Genomic DNA, 16,796 nt, shown 5'->3' on the forward strand with positions numbered 1-16,796 from the left:
CGGGACCCGCGCGGCAAAGTTCACGGCGCGCCGCGTGCTTTGGCGTACCGCTATTTCTTCAACCCTTCCTGCAGCATGTCGAGCATTTCGCCGGCCGACATGCGGCCCGACACGTCGCTGCCCTCGAGCAGGCTGTCGGCCAGGTCGCGCTTGTGCTGGTGCAGGTCGACGATGCCCTCCTCGATGGTGTGGCGCGCCACCAGCCGGTAGATGGTCACCGGGCGCAGCTGGCCCATGCGGTGGGCGCGGTCCGAGGCCTGGTCCTCCACCGCCGGGTTCCACCACGGGTCCATGTGGATCACGTAGTCGGCGGCGGTCAGGTTGATGCCGACCCCGCCCGCCTTCAGGCTGATCAGGAAGACGTCGCCGATGCCGGCCTGGAACGCGTCCACGCGTTTTTTGCGGTCGGCCATCGAGGTCGAGCCGTCCAGGTATTGATAGCTGATGTCGTTGGCGTCCAGGTGGGCGCGGATCAACGACAGGTGGTCGACGAACTGGCTGAACACCAGCACCTTGTGGCGGTTCTCCAGCAGTCCCTCGAGCAGGTGCGCGAACGCGGCCAGCTTGCTGCTGGCCAGGCCCAGCTCCGGCGCGATCAGGTTCGGATTGCAGCAGGCGCGCCGCAGCCGCATGATCTCGGCCAGGATCTGGATCGATTTCTTCTCGGCCGGGCCTTCGACGGCGGCCAGGTTTTCCAGCGCGGCGCGGCGCAGCGACTCGTACAGCGCCGTCTCCTCCTTCGACAGGTCGACCTCCAGCGTGATCTCGGTGCGCGACGGCAGCTCGGTCAGCACCTGGGCCTTGGTCCGGCGCAGCATGAACGGCTGGATCAGGCGCCGCAGGCGGTTGCGCGCGCCCAGTTCGGCGCGGTGGTCCTGCGGCTTTTCGATCGGCGCGGCGAAGCGCAGGTTGAACTGCTCGATGCTGCCCAGCAGACCCGGATTGATGAAGCGGAACAGGTTCCACAACTCGCCCAGGTGGTTCTCCAGCGGCGTGCCGGTGGCGATCATGCGGAAGTCGCCCTTGAGCGCCATCACGGCCTGCGAGCGCTTGGTGGCGCCGTTCTTGATCGCCTGCGCCTCGTCCAGCACGATGGTGTTCCACTCGACGCCGGCGAACAGCGCCGATTCCAGCTGCAGCAGGCCGTAGCTGGCCACCACCACGTCGTAGGGCTGCAGCGTGGTCATGGTCTCGGCGCGGTCGCCGGCGCCGAACAGCTTGACCTTCAATGTCGGCGCGAAGCGGGCCGCCTCGCTGATCCAGTTCATGCAGACGGACGTCGGCGCGATCACCAGCGTCGGCCCCCGCGGCGCGCGCGACAGGATCAGCGCGATCGCCTGCAGGGTTTTGCCCAAGCCCATATCGTCGGCCAGGCAGGCGCCCACGCCCCAGTGCGCGAGGCGCGCCAGCCAGTTGAAGCCCTCCAGCTGGTAGTCGCGCAACTCGGCCTGCAAGGTGCTGGGCAGCTGCGGCTCGAACGCCGCCTGCGACGCCATGCGCTGCAGGTGCTCCTTCCACAGCTTGTCCGCCTTCAGGCCGCCGACGTCGTCGGCCAGCTCCTCGAGCGCGAACGCGGCCAGCGGATGCAGGCGCACGCCGTCGGCGGTGAGCTCGCCGTAGGCCGACACCTCGCGCAGCCGGCGGTGCAGTTCCTCGGTCAGCGCCAGGTAGCGGTTCTCGCCCAGTTCGACGAAGCGGCTCTGGTTCTTTTGCATCAGCTCGAGCAGGGTGCGCAGGTCCAGCACCTTGTCCTCGTCGATCTGCACCTCGCCGCTGGCGGCGAACCAGTCCTTGTTGCTCTTGATGGCCAGGCGCACCTGCTTGGTCTCAACCTTGGCGGTGACGCGGAACTTCTCGCCCTCCGGCCAGGCGATGACGATGCTGCCGGCCTTGAGTTCCTGCAGTTCCACCAGCAGCTGCAGGCACAGCGCCGGCTGGCCCAGCAGCCACTCGCCGTGATCCTGCTCGGCCGATTCCAGCACCGGGCATTTGGCGATCAGCTCACGCTCGGCGTCGCGTTCGTCGATCAGTTGGCGGCGCGCCTGCACCGGCTTGCCGCCGACGTCGGCGATCACGCTGTCGGCGCCGGCGCCGGGCGCGTAATAGGCGCCGTTGGCCAGCGGCCGCACCAGGATCTGCATCTTCAGGCCGTGCTGGTAAGGCAGCAGGTGCACGTGCAGGCGCGTGTCGGCCTCCACCTGCTGCATGTCCGGCGCGGCGCCGCCGATCTCCGACTGCACCGTCACCAAGGACGAGATGGAGCTGATCGCGTGCAGCACCTGCTGCTCGGCGTGCGCCGGCACCGTCAGGCTGTCGCCGACGATGGCGGCGATGCGCCGGTGCTCGTCGAGGATGTTGACCACGCGCAGGCGGGTCGGCGTCTCCTTGCTGACGATGACGGAGGAATTGTCGTCCGGGATGCGCGGCTGCAGGCGGATTTCCAGGTTGCCCGGGCTTTTCTTGATCAGCAGTTCCGGCTCGCCGGCCAGCATCTCCACGCGCGTGTCGGGCGCGTCGGCCCAGAACAGCAGCGGGTGGCCGATCAGCGACACGGCGGCGCGCTGCGGATCGATCTCGTAGGCCAGGCCGCTGGAATGGTAGCTGCGGTGCGCCACCGAAATCGCCTCCGACACGCGGATGTCCTGCGGCGTCAGGAAGTCGAACTGCTCGGGCTCGAAGCGCAGCCGCTTCAGGCCCACCGCGCGGCCCTTGCTCCACAAGCCGCGCGCATCGCGCTTTTGCTCCACCGGCGCGACGTCGGTCAGGCCGTGGCGGTTGTCGTAGGCCAGCTGCCACACCAGGCGCGAGGCGCCGGTGGTGTCGGCCGTCGCCGGCTGCTGCAGGTTGATCAGCGCCGACAACTGGCGCTGCCAGGCTTCCTGGCGCTCGAACCACACCGTCAAATCGGGGATGCCGAGGCGCGTGCGCAGGGCGTTGGCGTGGCGCTGCTGGTCGACGTCGCCCAGGTGGCCCAGCAGCGCGGCCGCCTGCGCCGCGATGAACAGGTAGCCGGCGCGTTCGGCGTTCTCGAACAGCTCCTGCAATTCCAGGCGGCGCTCGGACAGCTGCGGCAGCGACAGCCAGAAATACAGCAGGCACTGGAACAACTGCGTCTGCGGGCCGAGATCCCACGGCAGCGCGGAGACGACGTCGGTTTGCATGGTGCCGGCGCGGATCTGGCGCAGCATGTCGATCTGCTGGTGGATGGCGGCGTCGTAGTTCGGCGGCAGGCGCACCGCGATGTCGAGGTAGGCGTCCGCCGCTTTTTGCTGTTTGGGGTCCTCGCTGCGCAGCATCGACAGCAGGTACAAATAGGCGCCGATGCCGGTGAACAGGTGCTTGCGCTTGCCGGTTTCGCGCCGCAGCAGCTTGAGCGCCGCCTCGTAGCCGGCCAGGGCCGCGCCGGTGGCGCCGCGCAGCAGCACGATGGTGCTGGCCAGGAACTGGCTGCGCGGGCCGCCGGTGCGTTCCAGATAGCGCTTGGCGTCGTCCAGGCGGCCGCACAGGATGGCATCCTCCGCCAGCGCCAGGCGCAGCTCGGGGCCGATGTCGTCCTTGGCGGCCAGGCGGCGCTGCAGATGCTGCTCGCAGAATTCGCGGATCGTCGACACCGTCGGCAGTTCGCGCCTGGCGTTTTCCAGCAGCACGGCCAGCACGTCGTCCTGCAGCAGTGGATGGACGCGCGCCAGCATGCCCGGCTCGAACGGGCGGCCGAAGATGTCGATGATCGGGTGCAGCTGCGCCGCCTCGTAGCTGCCGAGGCAAAAGGCGAGGATTGGCTCGATCTGCTGCGGCGCCTGGCCGCGCAAAAGGCCCATGCGCAGGCGCGCCATGCCGGCGCGGTAGCTGCGCGGCTCGACGCTGTTCCAGGTCTGGCGCATCGGCACCAGCTCGTCGTAGGCTTCGCACAGGTCGTCCAGCGCGTGGGTGCCGATCGAGGCGCGCATGGCCGGCCAGCGCAGCTTGGGATTGCAGACGAAGCCGCGCCCGGTGACGGCGCTGATGAAGGCCAGCCGTTCCAGCTTGCGCATCGATTCGTCCAGCGTGCCGACGCTGTAGCGGTGGCCGTCCCGGTCCTCGATGCGCGCCTTGTTCAGATGATCGAGGATGGCGGTGCGCCCGACCGGCTCGCCGATCAGGGCGAGCAGCGCCAATATCATCTTTTCGTTGAATTCGAGCGCGTCGAATTCGGCAAGCAGCTTCGGGTTGGCCATGCGTGGATCAGTCTTTCAGGTTATCGATGTGGACCGGCGCCGGGGCCGAGGGATCGTGCGGGCCGGGGTTCAGCTTCAAGGGGTTCAGCTTTAGAACGCGCTGATAGAAGTACAGCTCCGCCTCCAGCGTGCGCACGATGTTCTCGGCATTGCGGAAGCCGTGGCCCTCGCCCTCCAGCGGCACGTAGGCCACCGGCACGCCGCGCGCCTTGAGCGCGTCGACCATCATCTCGGATTGCTGCGGTGGCACCACCTTATCGTCCAGGCCCTGGAAGAAGATCATCGGGCGCGCCAGCTTGTCGGTGTGGTTGATCGGCGAGCGCTCCTGGTACAGCGCTTGCGCCGCCGGCTGCGGCGCGATCAGGTAGGAGGTGTAGCGCGATTCGAACTTGTGCGAGTCGTCGTCCAGCCCTTGCAGGTCGGAGACGCCGTAGTAGCTGGCGCCGGCCTTGAAGACATCGTGGAAGGTCAGCGCGCACAAGGTCGTCAGGCCGCCGGCGCTGCCGCCGCGGACGATCAGGCGCTCGTTGTCGGCCAGGCCGCGCTCGACCAGCGCGCGGGCGCCGGCCACGCAGTCCTCGACGTCGACGATACCCCACTGGCCCTTGAGCAGGTCGCGGTAGGCGCGGCCGAAACCGGTGCTGCCGCCGTAGTTCACATCCAGCACGCCGAAGCCGCGGCTAGTCCAGTACTGGGTCGCCAGCTTGAGCGTGTTGACGGTCATGCCGGTCGGGCCGCCGTGGCTGATGACGATCACCGGCGGCTTGCTGCCTTCCGGCGCGCGCACCTCGCGGTTGCGCGGCGCGTAGAAGAACGCGTGCGCGGTGCGGCCGTTGGCGCTCGGGTAGCTGATATTGGTGGGGATCGACAGGTTGTCCTCGTCGGGCAGGTCGGCGATCGACTGCGCCAGGATTTCCACGCCCTCCTCGGTGAAGTCGATGCGCGCCAGCTCCAGCGGGATCGACGGCCCCCCCGCCAGCATGGCGATGTAGCCGGGCGCCACGCGCAGTTCGCGGATTTCCTCGTAAGGGTTGGCGATCGGTTCGAGCTTGCCGCTGGCCGGCAGCAAGCGCGCCAGCCGGCTCACGCCCTTGTCGATATAGGTGCAGACGATCTCGGAGGCCGAGCGGAAGCCGTACATCGAATTGCCGAAGGTCCAGTGGGGCGAGCCGAATTCCGCCTCCATCGGGCACAGCGCCTCGATGCGCAGTTCGGCGCACTGGCGGTACAGGTTCCACCACCCGCTGCGGTCGGAGACGAAGTGCAGCAGGCCGTCCGGCGACCATTCCGGCTGGCAGATCGATTCCTCGGCGCCGCCGGCCACGCGGACCGGCGCCGCCAGCGTGCCGTCGTCCTGGAACTGCGCCAGCCACAGGGTGGTGCCTTCCCACGGCATGCGCGGGTGGTCCCAGGTCAGCCAGGCCAGCGCGCGGCCGTCCGGCGACAGCCGTGGCGACGAATAGAAGTCGGCGCCCTGCGCCAGCACCGTTTCCGCGCCGTCGGCGGTGCCGATCGCGCAAATCGTGTTGGACGGCTCGCCATGGCCATCCTCGCCGTGCAGCTCGCGTACGCCGATCAGCCGCGCGCGCGCCCGGTCGACCACGAAATCGGCGAAGCGCTGTTTGCCGGCCGCCGTCAGCGCCACCGGCGCGCGCAGGGCCTCGTCGTCGGCGCCGATTTCCAGCCGGTGCAGGCGGTTATCGGCGAAATGGGAAAAATAGACCGTGCCGCCGTCGACCGCGTAGGCGCCGCCGCCGTATTCGTGCACGCGGCTGCGGACATTGAACGGCGCCGGCGTCAGTTCGTCGGTGGCGGCGCCGTGGTGGCGCAGCAGCGTGTTGCGGCCCGCCTCGGCGGCGCGCCCGGCCAGCCAGAAGATATCGCCGCCGTCGGCCCCGCCCAGCATCAGCGACGACAGCGGCGTGGCGCCGGCGGCCACGCGCGCGGCGCTGATGGTCGATGGCCAGGTGCCGTAGTCGGCGATGGTCTGTGCTGGTGATGTCATGGCGGCTCCGGGGGGCGATGGGACGGGCGTTGGTGGACCTAGGATGATAGAGAAAGGGCGCGCAATCTTCCAGCGTCCGTGTAAAAAAATCGGCGCGGAGTGCGATAATAGCCCTTTCCCCGCTTTTTGATTGCTTTTCATGCCACAATTTGCTCCGCTTCAGAATGACACCTTCTTGCGTGCGTTGTTGCGCCAGCCGACCGAACACACCCCGGTATGGCTGATGCGTCAGGCGGGGCGCTACCTGCCGGAATACCGCGCCACGCGCCAGAAGGCCGGCTCCTTCATGGGCCTGGCCACCAATCCCGACTACGCCACCGAGGTCACGCTGCAGCCGCTGGACCGCTTCCCGCTGGACGCGGCCATCCTGTTCTCGGACATCCTGACGGTGCCCGACGCCATGGGCCTGGGCCTGTATTTCGTCGAAGGCGAGGGCCCCAAGTTCGAGCGGCCGCTCAAGACCGAGGCCGACGTGCTGGCGCTGCGCGCGCCGGAACTGGGTTCGCTCGACTATGTATTCAAGGCGGTCACGCAGATCCGCACCGAGTTGAACGGCCGCGTGCCGCTGATCGGCTTTTCCGGCAGCCCGTGGACCCTGGCCTGCTACATGGTCGAGGGCCAGGGCTCGCGCGAGTTCCACACCATCAAAACGATGCTGTACAACCGTCCGGACCTGATGCACCACATCCTGGCCATCAACGCCAAGGCGGTGGCCGAGTACCTGAACGCCCAGATCGACGCCGGCGCCCAGGCGGTGATGATCTTCGATTCGTGGGGCGGCGCGCTGGCCGACGGCGCCTACCAGGCGTTTTCGCTCGATTACATGCGGCAGGTGGTGTCGCTGCTCAAACGCCGCAGGGATGGAGACCCGGACGGCGTCAAGATTCCCGCCATCGTCTTCACCAAGGGCGGCGGCCATTGGATCGAGCAGATCGCCGACATCGGCGCCGACGCGGTCGGCCTGGACTGGACCGTCAACCTGACGCAGGCGCGCAAACTGGTCGGCCACAAGGTCGGCCTGCAGGGCAATCTGGACCCGGCGATCCTGTTCGCCAGCCCCGATCAGATCCGCACCGAGGTGCACAAAGTGCTGGACGCCTTCGGCAAGCCGGAAAACGGCCATGGACATGTATTTAATTTGGGCCACGGCATCTCCCAATTCACGCCGCCGGAGAATGTGGCGGCCATGGTGGAGGCGGTTCACGCCTACAGCAAGGCGCAGCGCGCGTATTGATCCATCGCAAACCCGTGGGGCACGTTCCAACGGGGCGTGCCCCTTTTTCATTGGTGCGCGCAGGAAAGCAAACCGACTTATGCACAATTTTTTTTGGTGCAAGAATAACAGGCAGCACTATTTTTTTCCCAGGGGAGCCTGTTTCAAGTCATTGATTTGTAAGCGTAATTTTAGGGTTGCGAGAGAGGGGCGGGTACTGGTTGTAAACCCATAAGTCGGCCTTCCACGAGTTTATTTCTTCATTGTCCACAAAGTTATCCACAAAAACTGTGGATAAAAAATAAAAGTACTTAGTAAACCGTGACTTAGCCATAATGTTGTTGTTTTGCATGAGGGTTATGTTGCAATGCACGATTTTTAGGCAATGTGGCGTGCGTGATAACGAAGTTAGCGTCGCGCAAACCGAATCGACGCGCCCTGTATAAAATTTGTCGTTATCGGCCGAACGTTGTACTTTCCGGTGGCCATTAAACAGCGCCGGGCAGTCGCCGAAATCGTTAAAAATTAATCCGAAATACTTCACTTATGCACAGCTGTGAAGAAAAAAACGGTTTTGTGCGTCTCCTAGGAGGGTTTTTTTAAGTGCTTGATTCTAAACGGGAAAAATTTCTAATATTTGCCCCGTTCCAGTCGCTTCCAACTGTTAAGTGATACGTTTCCGGCGATTAAGATTCTCTTGTCCACAAAGTTATCCACAAAAACTGTGGATACTTCAGCGGCACCGATTTTCATGTGATTGGAACTATGCAGGGCCTCTTTCACCATTGCATTCTTCAAGTGGCGCTCGATACGCCGTTGAACGCCATTTTCGATTACCGCTGGTATTGCGACGCGGCGGAACAGCCGCGCGTGGGCCAGCTGGCGTTCGTCCCGTTCGGCCCGCGCGAGGTGATGGGGCTGATCGTCGGCGTCGCCGCCGACACCGACGTGCCGGCCGGGAAACTGAAGGACGCGCTGGCGATCCGTAGCCAACTGGCGCCGCTGTCGGCCCAGTGGCTGGCGCTGGCCGGCTTCGCCGCCGACTATTATCAGCGTCCGCTGGGCGAGGTGGCCTTGCCCGGATTGCCGAAGAACCTGCGCGCGCCCACCGCGCTGACCCTGGACAAGGCGCTCAAAAAGTTGGCCAAGCTCGACGCGCCGCACGACGGCACGCCGCTCAACATGCCGGCGCTCAATCCATCGCAGCAGCATGCCGCCGACGCCATCGGCGGCGCGGCGGGCTTCACCCCGACCTTGTTGTACGGCGTGACCGGCAGCGGCAAGACCGAGGTGTACCTGCAGGCCTGCGCCCAGGTGCTGGCGCGCGAGGCGGACGCCCAGATCCTGATCCTGGTCCCCGAGATTAACCTGACGCCCCAGCTGGAGGGTAATATCCGCGCGCGCTTCCCCGGCGTGATGCTGGCGACGCTGCACAGCAGCCTGTCCGAGGGCGAGCGCATGCTGCACTGGCTGGCCGCGCACCAGGGCAAGGCGCGCATCGTGCTCGGCACGCGGCTGGCGATCCTGGCCTCGCTGCCGAACCTGAAGCTGATCGTCATCGACGAGGAGCACGACCCGTCGTACAAGCAGCAGGAAGGGCTGCGCTATTCGGCGCGCGACCTGGCCGTGTGGCGCGCCTGGCAGCTGGGCATTCCGATCGTGCTCGGCTCGGCCACGCCGTCGCTCGAGAGCTGGCACCACGCGCAATCGGGCCGCTACCGCAAGCTCGAACTGCGCGAGCGCGCCGTCAAGAACGCGGTGCTGCCGCAGGTGAAGCTGCTCGACATGGAGCGCGACAAGCCGAAGGACGGCCTGACCGCGGGCCTGATCGCCGCCATCAAGCAGCGCATGGAGCGCGGCGAGCAATCGCTGTTGTTCCTCAACCGCCGCGGCTACGCGCCGGTGATCTGCTGCGAATCGTGCGGCTGGATCAGCGAATGCACGCGCTGCACCTCGTTCATGGTGCTGCACCGCCCCGAGCACCGGCTGCGCTGCCACCATTGCAGCCTGGAGCTGCGCATCCCGCGCCACTGCCCGACCTGCGGCAACGTCGACCTGCAACCGCTGGGGCGCGGCACCCAGCGCGTCGAGGAGGGGCTGCAGGCGCTGTTTCCGGAGGCGCGCGTGCTGCGCATCGACGCCGATTCGACCCGCAAGAAGGGCAGCGCGCAGGAGGCCTTCGACACCGTCCACCGCGGCGAGGTCGATATCCTGATCGGCACGCAGATGGTCGCCAAGGGCCACGACTTCAAGAGGCTGACCCTGGTCGGCATCCTCAATCCGGACACCGCGCTGTTTTCGCAGGATTACCGCGCCAGCGAGCGGCTGTTCGCGCAGCTGATGCAGGTGGCCGGGCGCGCCGGCCGCGCCGGGCGCACCGAGGGCGGCAGCGTCAGCGAGGTGCTGATCCAGACCCGCTATCCGCAGCATCCGCTGTACGGCGCGGTGGTGCACCACGATTACGACCACTTCGCGTCGGCGCTGCTGGAGGAGCGCGAGCAGGCCGCGCTGCCGCCCTATCTGTTCCAGGCGCTGCTGCGGGCCGAGGCGCCCGAGCTGGCGACCGCGATCGAGTTTTTGACCATCGCCCGCGATTGCGTCGAGCATCCGGGCATCACCATCAACGATCCGATCCCGATGAGCATGACCCGCGTGCACAACGTCGACCGCGCGCAGTTGCTGGTCGAATCGGCGTCGCGGCCGATGCTGCAGGCGTTTCTGAAGGAGTGGCTGGCGACCCTGCGCGAGATGAAAAGCCGCGTGAAATGGTCGCTGGAGGTCGATCCGCTCGATATCTAAGCGTTTAAACCCGGCTACCTTGTGCCTCGACGCCAGCATCGCCACTTAGGGGACGTACCCCGGCGGGGTACGTCCCCGGCTGGCAGTGCGGGTTGGCGCGCCTCACTGCAGCAGGGCGCGCCGCGCGGTGGCGACGATCTGCTCGCTGAGCGCGCGCGTGAACGGCGTGTCGAGCGCCCACGCGTGCCAGTTCAGCGCGACGTCGACCTGCCGGCCCGGCGCCAGATCGACCAGGCGGCCGTCGGCCAGCGCCCGCGCCGCCTGCGACAGCGGCATCAGCCCGTAGGCCAAGCCGCCGTGGATGCACTCGCCGCTGGCCGGCGACAGCGGCATCGTATGGTGCGGATACGGGCCGTCCATGTCGAGCGCCTCGCGCAGGAAACCGGCCATCATGTCGCGGTCGCACACCACCGCCGGCGCCAGCCGCGCCGCGTCGGCCGAAAAACCGTCGCCGAACCAGTGGCCGGCGAACACCGGCGTCGCCACGCACACGTGGCGCATCGTGCCCAGCGGCGTGACCTGCGGACCGTTGGCCGGCTGCTCGCCGGGCGGCTGGGCGGCGGCGACGCTGCCGAACACGCTGCCCTCCCGCACCAGATGCAGGGCCAGGTCGCGCCCGGCCTGCTGGATGTTGAGCTGGCAGCGCGGCGGCGACAACAAGGGTTGCAGGCTCAGCGGGAACCAGGTGGCCAGGCTAGCGGCGTCCACCGCCAGGGAAATCTCCGGCATGCTAACCTTGTTGCCGAGATCGATATCGAGCGACGCCTCCATCAGTTTGACGTTGCGGTGGTGCGTGACCAGGCGCTGGCCCAGTCCGGTGGGCACGGCCGGCTGGCCGCGCACGATCAGCAGGCGGCCGGCGGCGTCCTCGAGCGCCTTGATGCGCTGCGAGACGGCCGATTGGCTGATGCCCAGCGCCACGGCGGCCTTTTCGAAGCTGCCGTGGCTGGCGACAGCGTCCAGCACGGCCAGCGCGCGATAGTCTAGTGGAGCCATAAGTATTACTTATAAAATTGAAATACAATAAGTAATACTAATGCTCTTTTGCCTCAAAGTAAAATTAGAAAGCCAATCGGATCGCCCATGAAGACTATCAAAACTGAAGTTGCCGTGATCGGCGCCGGCACCGCCGGCATGACCGCCTACCGCGCCGCCACCGCCGGCGGCAGGAAGGCGCTGCTGATCGAGGGCGGCCCCTACGGCACCACCTGCGCCCGCGTCGGCTGCATGCCCAGCAAGCTGCTGATCGCGGCGGCCGAGGCGGCGCACGCGGCGGCGGCGGCGCCGGCGTTCGGCATCCATCCGGGGCCGGTGCGGATCGACGGCAAGGCCGTCATGGCGCGCGTGCGCAGCGAGCGCGACCGGTTTGTCGGCTTCGTCGTCGAGGCGGTCGACGGCTATCCGGCCGCCGACAAGATCCGCGGCCACGCCCGCTTCGTCGGCGCCCACACCTTGCAGGTCGACGACCACACGCTGATCGAGGCCGAGCGCTTCGTCATCGCCACCGGCTCGACCGCCATCGTGCCGGAGGAGTGGGCGGCGGCCGGCCCGCGCGTCATCAGCAGCGACGCCGTGTTCTACTGGGACGAGCTGCCGGAATCGGTGGCCATCGCCGGCACCGGCATCATCGGGCTGGAGCTGGGCCAGGCGCTGCACCGGCTGGGCGTGCGCGTGACCGTGTTCGCGCGCGCCGAGAGCATCGCCCAACTGAGCGACCCGGAGGTGCTGGCGGTGGCGCGGCGCGCCATGAGCGACGAGCTCGACGTGCGCTACAACGCCAAGGTGGCCGACGTGGCGCTGGACGGCGAGCAGCTGGTCGTCACCAGCAGGCGGCTGGACGGCGAGCAGCGCAGCGAGCGCTTCAGCTACCTGCTGTCGGCCGTGGGGCGGCGCCCGAACGTGCACGAGCTGGGGCTGGAGCATACCGGCCTCAAGCGCGACCACCACGGCATCCCGCTGTACGACAAGTACACCATGCAATGCCAGGACAGCCCGATCTTCATCGCCGGCGACGCCGACAACGAGCGGCCGCAGCTGCCGGAGGCGGCCGACCAGGGCCGCATCGCCGGCGACAACGCCGCGCGCTATCCGGACGTCAAGCCGGGCCTGCGCCGCACGCCGCTGACGATCGCCTTCACCGAGCCGCAGATCGCCACCGCCGGCGCCAGCCACCGGGAGTTGTGCGCCTCGCACAAGGGCCGCTTCGCGATTGGCCAGGTGTCGTTCGAGAACCAGGGCCGCAGCCGCGTGATGTTGCAAAACAAGGGCACGCTGCGCGTCTACGCCGAGTTCCGCAGCGGCCGCTTCCTCGGCGCCGAGATGATCGGCCCGCGCGCCGAGCATGTCGGCCACCTGCTGTCGTGGGCCGCCCAGGCCGGACTGAGCGTGGCGGCCATGCTGGACATGCCGTTCTACCATCCGGTGGTGGAGGAGGGCGTGCGCACGGCGCTGCGCGACCTGGCGCACCAGCTGGCGAACGAGCCCAAGCACGATGACCCCTGCGTCGACTGCACCCCGGCGCCATGAGCGCATCAGCGCGGATTGTCACACACCGATACAAAAAAAGTCACACATTTCCGGCAGGAACCCGTATGCTGCCATCTCGATAGTTGCGACATTTGTTGTAGATTACATGAAGATACGAAAGGTCACGGCGGCGGATTTACAGTTGGGAATGCCGATTCCGTGGAACGTTTACAGCAACAGCGGCGCGTTGCTGGTACGTAAGGGACACATGCTCGCCAGCGCCAACCAGATCGCCTATCTGATCGAGTGCGGCAGTTTCGAGGACTACAGCGAAGCGTCTTCCGGATCGGCCGAACCCGCTTCGGTGCTGCGCAAGCTCGACGGCGCCTGCCAGGCGCTGGACGGGCTGCAGGCGGCCATCGCCGGGGGCGCGGCGCCGCCCGACGCGCGCCGAAAGCTCGAAGGGATCGCGGCCACGGTGGGGGACGCGATCTCGCTCAATGTCGATATCGCCACCGCCAGCATCCTGCACCACCAGCGTGGGGCGCCGTATCCGCTGCGCCACTGTATCAACACCGCCATCGTCGCGCGCGTGCTGGCGCTGGCGCGCGATCGCCCGCCGGCCGACGTCATGGCCGTGACTTTGGCCGCGCTGACGATGAACCTGGGCATGCTGGAGCACCACCAGCGCTGGCATGACGGCGCCGCGCCGTTCGACGCGGCCGAGCGCGGCCGCATGCTGGCCCATCCGGAGCGCAGTGAGCGCTTGCTGCGCCAGGCCGGCGTCACGGACCACGCCTGGCTCGACTGCGTGCTGCACCACCACGAGAACGAGGACGGCACCGGTTACCCGTTCGGCAAGGTCGGCGCGCAGATTCCGCCGCTGGCCAAGCTGGTGTCGATGGCCGACCGCTACTGCGCGCGCGTGTCGGAGCGCGGCTACCGCCCGCCGATGGCGGCCAACGCGGCGCTGCGCGACATGCTGCTGGAGGCCCGGACCACCTTGCACACCAATCTGGCGTCGCTGCTGATACGCGCGCTGGGCATTTATCCGATCGGCAGCTGGGTGCGCCTGCTCAATGGCGAGGTCGCCGTGGTGGCGCGGCGCGGCCTGCAATCGACCACGCCGCACGTGGTGTCGCTGCTCGGCCCGCGCGGCGCGCCGCTGGAGCCGCCGCCGGAGCGCGATACGCGGGTCGGCGTGTACGCGATCCGCGAGGTGCTGACCCATGCCCAGGTGGCCGCGCTGAACGGGCCGCCGCTGCGCATGGAGCGCATCTGGGGCCCGGCGGCGGCGGTTTAATTGCTTTAATTGAGCATGGCGTCGAGCCGGCCCTGCGCGGCCAGGTCGCGCAGCACGCGGATGATGTCGATGTCGGACTCCTGGTAGGCCGATTTGCGGAATTCGTCGTACATGGCGTTGGCCGCGTCGGTGGCGGCGTCGTGGTCGTCCTGGTACTGGAAGCGCACGTACAAGGTGTCGGCGGTCGGCGTTTCGATGGTCACCGTCAGGCTCTGGCGGCTGATGTCCTGCTGCGGCGCGACCTCGTAGCGCAGCTGGCGCATCGGTTCGAGCACCACGTGGTCCTCGACCACCAGCTCGCCGAAGCGGCGGCGGCGGCGGAAGCCGTGCTCGGTGCGCTCGTCGATGACGCATTCGTCCAGATGCGGCACGAACAGCTTGGGCGATTCGGCGCTGAGCACCAGGCCGGTCCAAAGTTGCTTGATGGTCAAGGCGTCGATCAACGGGTTCAGCGGGTCGTTAATCTCAATTAAATGTTCGAATTTCATAGGTCAACCGTGTAAAAGCGGGCGCGCGTGCGCCTCAAGGTCAACATGGTAACGCAAATGTCATGAAGGCCCCGCGCCGGCCAGCCGGCCGCGCCCGGCACTGCTACAATGGCTGGCTATTTCCTCGTCAGATCGTCCCCCGATGTCCAAAGCCCCACAATTCGGCCTCAACGTCCCGCAAAGCGAGGCCGTGACCTATCTGGACGGCCCCTGCCTGGTGCTGGCCGGCGCCGGCTCGGGCAAGACGCGCGTGATCACGCAGAAAATCGCCCACCTGATCGAGGACCGCGGCTACGACCCGCGCACCATCGCCGCGCTGACCTTCACCAACAAGGCGGCGCTGGAGATGCAGGAACGCATCGCCAAGCTGCTCAAGCAGCCCAAGCAGGCCAAGCAGCTGACGGTGTCGACCTTCCACTCGCTGGGCGTCAAGATCCTGCGCCAGGAGGCCAACGGCGTCGGCCTCAAGGACCGCTTCTCCATCATGGACAGCGACGACTGCGGCTCGCTGATCCAGGATTTGGCCATCACCACCGACAAGCAGGTGGTGCGCCGCATCCAGACCGACATTTCGCTGTGGAAAAACGGCCTGGTCGACCCGGCCATCGCGCTGCAGCAGGCCAAGGACGAGGACGAGGCGCAGTCGGCGCGCATCTACGCCAGTTATGTGGCGACGTTGTCGGCCTACCAGGCGGTCGACTTCGACGACCTGATCCGCCTGCCGGTGGAGCTGTTCCGCAGCAACGAGCCGGTGCGCGACAAGTGGCAGCGCCGCCTGCGCTACCTGCTGATGGACGAGTACCAGGACACCAACACCTGCCAGTACGAGCTGGTCAAGCTGATGGTCACCGGCGTGGGCAAGAAGCCGATGTTTACCGCCGTCGGCGACGACGACCAGGCGATCTACGCCTGGCGCGGCGCCTCGGTGGAAAACCTCAAGACGCTGCAGACCGACTTCCCCGACCTGCAGGTGATCAAGCTGGAGCAGAACTACCGCTCCACCACGCGCATCCTGCAGGCGGCCAACGCGGTGATCGGCAACAATCCCAAGCTGTTCGAGAAGTCGCTGTGGTCCGAGCACGGCCTGGGCGAGCCGATCAACGTGCTGGGCATGGCCAACGACGACCAGGAGGCCGAGCAGGTGGCCATCATGATCTCGGCCGACCATTTCCAGCGCAAGAACAAGTGGTCCGACTACGCCATCCTGTACCGCGGCAACCACCAGGCCCGCATCATCGAGCAGAGCCTGCGCAAGGAGCGCATCCCGTACACGATCTCCGGCGGCCAGAGCTTCTTCGACAAGGCCGAGATCAAGGACATCATCAGCTACCTGCGGCTGCTGGCCAACACCGACGACGATCCGGCCTTCATCCGCGCCGTCACCACGCCGCGGCGCGGCGTCGGCCAGTCGACCATGGAAACCCTGGGCACTTTCTCGGGCCAGTGGCAATGCTCGCTGTTCGAGGCGGTGTTCAAGGGCGGCATCGAGGCGCTGCTGACCGATCGCCAGTTGGGGCCGCTGCGCGACTTCTGCAACTTCATCAACAACCTGGAGTCGCGCGCCAGCCGTCCGGGACCCAGCGGCAGCGGCGACAACGCCGCCCAGGTGCTCGACGACCTGCTCGAGGCGATCAACTACGAGTCCTATCTGTACGACATGTTCGACGAGCGCGCGGCCCAGGGCAAGTGGCAGAACGTGATGGAGTTCGTCAACTGGCTCAAGGAGCGCGGCCGCGGCGGCAAGGACCGCGACGGCGACGAGAAGAACGTGCTGGAGCTGACGCAGATGGTGGCGCTGATGTCGATGCTCGAGGGCCAGGACGAGGATCCGGACGCGGTGCGCATGTCGACCCTGCACGCGTCCAAGGGGCTGGAGTATCCGCACGTGTTCCTGGTCGGCGTCGAGGAGGGCATCCTGCCGCACAAGGGCGACCCGGACGCGCCGGCCGAGACCATCGCCGCCCGCGTGCAGGAGGAGCGGCGCCTGATGTACGTCGGCATCACGCGCGCCCAGCGCACCTTGCAGATCACCTGGTGCAAGAAGCGCAAGCGCGGCGGCGAGCAGGTGCATTGCGACCCGTCGCGGTTCATCAAGGAAATGGCGCTCGACGTCGGCACCGCCGCGCCGGTGGAATCCGAGATCATCACGCCGAAGGAGCGGCTGGCACGGATGAAGGAACTTTTAGCCACACCCAAGCCGGAAGCGAAGCCGTAGCGGCGCGATAAGCGCGCGTTGTCAGCGAGCAATGTGATAGCATCAAGCACAGCCGCTTTCGGCCCGCTGTTTTCGACCTTGAAAGGTGACATT

The 16,796-nt window shown here is 66.9% G+C and carries 9 protein-coding genes; 5 read left to right on the forward strand and 4 right to left on the reverse strand.

Going from position 1 to position 16,796, the window contains the following annotated elements; translation table 11 throughout:
• Positions 1 to 50: 50 nt before the first annotated feature.
• Together JOD97_RS19955 and JOD97_RS19960 are read right to left on the reverse strand one after the other, a co-directional pair.
• Positions 51 to 4,214 carry a DEAD/DEAH box helicase gene (locus JOD97_RS19955; protein WP_209722101.1) on the reverse strand — a complete coding sequence of 1,388 codons (4,164 nt, stop codon included), beginning with the start codon at positions 4,212 to 4,214 and terminating at the stop codon, positions 51 to 53.
• Between the two features lie 7 nt (positions 4,215 to 4,221).
• On the reverse strand, positions 4,222 to 6,219 hold the full coding sequence (locus tag JOD97_RS19960) for a S9 family peptidase (RefSeq protein WP_209722104.1): 1,998 nt from the start codon (positions 6,217 to 6,219) through the stop codon (positions 4,222 to 4,224).
• Between the two features lie 139 nt (positions 6,220 to 6,358).
• Here JOD97_RS19960 and hemE point away from each other — a divergent pair, with 139 nt between their 5' ends.
• Together hemE and JOD97_RS19970 are read left to right on the forward strand one after the other, a co-directional pair.
• Positions 6,359 to 7,453 (forward strand): uroporphyrinogen decarboxylase, encoded by a 1,095-nt coding sequence (hemE, locus tag JOD97_RS19965; protein WP_209722105.1) that lies wholly within the window; start codon positions 6,359 to 6,361, stop codon positions 7,451 to 7,453.
• A gap of 744 nt (positions 7,454 to 8,197) precedes the next feature.
• Entirely contained in the window at positions 8,198 to 10,231 is a 2,034-nt protein-coding gene (locus JOD97_RS19970) for a primosomal protein N' (protein ID WP_209722107.1), read from the forward strand.
• Positions 10,232 to 10,333: 102 nt separating this feature from the next.
• On the opposite strand, the gene JOD97_RS19975 is transcribed toward JOD97_RS19970, so the two are convergent.
• Positions 10,334 to 11,227 (reverse strand): ArgP/LysG family DNA-binding transcriptional regulator, encoded by an 894-nt coding sequence (locus JOD97_RS19975; RefSeq protein WP_209722110.1) that lies wholly within the window; start codon positions 11,225 to 11,227, stop codon positions 10,334 to 10,336.
• An 87-nt stretch (positions 11,228 to 11,314) separates the two neighbouring features.
• Between JOD97_RS19975 and JOD97_RS19980 the strand changes: the two genes are divergently transcribed.
• Positions 11,315 to 12,757 (forward strand): dihydrolipoyl dehydrogenase, encoded by a 1,443-nt coding sequence (locus JOD97_RS19980; protein ID WP_209722112.1) that lies wholly within the window; start codon positions 11,315 to 11,317, stop codon positions 12,755 to 12,757.
• Between the two features lie 106 nt (positions 12,758 to 12,863).
• Positions 12,864 to 14,000, forward strand: coding sequence for an HD-GYP domain-containing protein (locus tag JOD97_RS19985; protein WP_209722114.1), 1,137 nt, complete (start codon positions 12,864 to 12,866; stop codon positions 13,998 to 14,000).
• Positions 14,001 to 14,005: 5 nt separating this feature from the next.
• Here JOD97_RS19985 and JOD97_RS19990 read toward each other — a convergent pair whose 3' ends face one another.
• A complete protein-coding gene (locus JOD97_RS19990) occupies positions 14,006 to 14,488 on the reverse strand; it encodes an AtaL-like protein (RefSeq protein WP_209722116.1) in 483 nt (160 codons plus the stop codon).
• Positions 14,489 to 14,630: 142 nt separating this feature from the next.
• On the opposite strand from JOD97_RS19990, the gene JOD97_RS19995 reads away from it, so the two are divergent.
• The gene (locus tag JOD97_RS19995) at positions 14,631 to 16,703 is read left to right on the forward strand and encodes a UvrD-helicase domain-containing protein (protein ID WP_209722119.1); all 2,073 of its coding nucleotides are present in this window, start codon (positions 14,631 to 14,633) and stop codon (positions 16,701 to 16,703) included.
• Positions 16,704 to 16,796: the final 93 nt, after the last annotated feature.

Source organism: Duganella sp. 1411, from assembly GCF_017833525.1.
Lineage (GTDB): Bacteria > Pseudomonadota > Gammaproteobacteria > Burkholderiales > Burkholderiaceae_D > Rugamonas.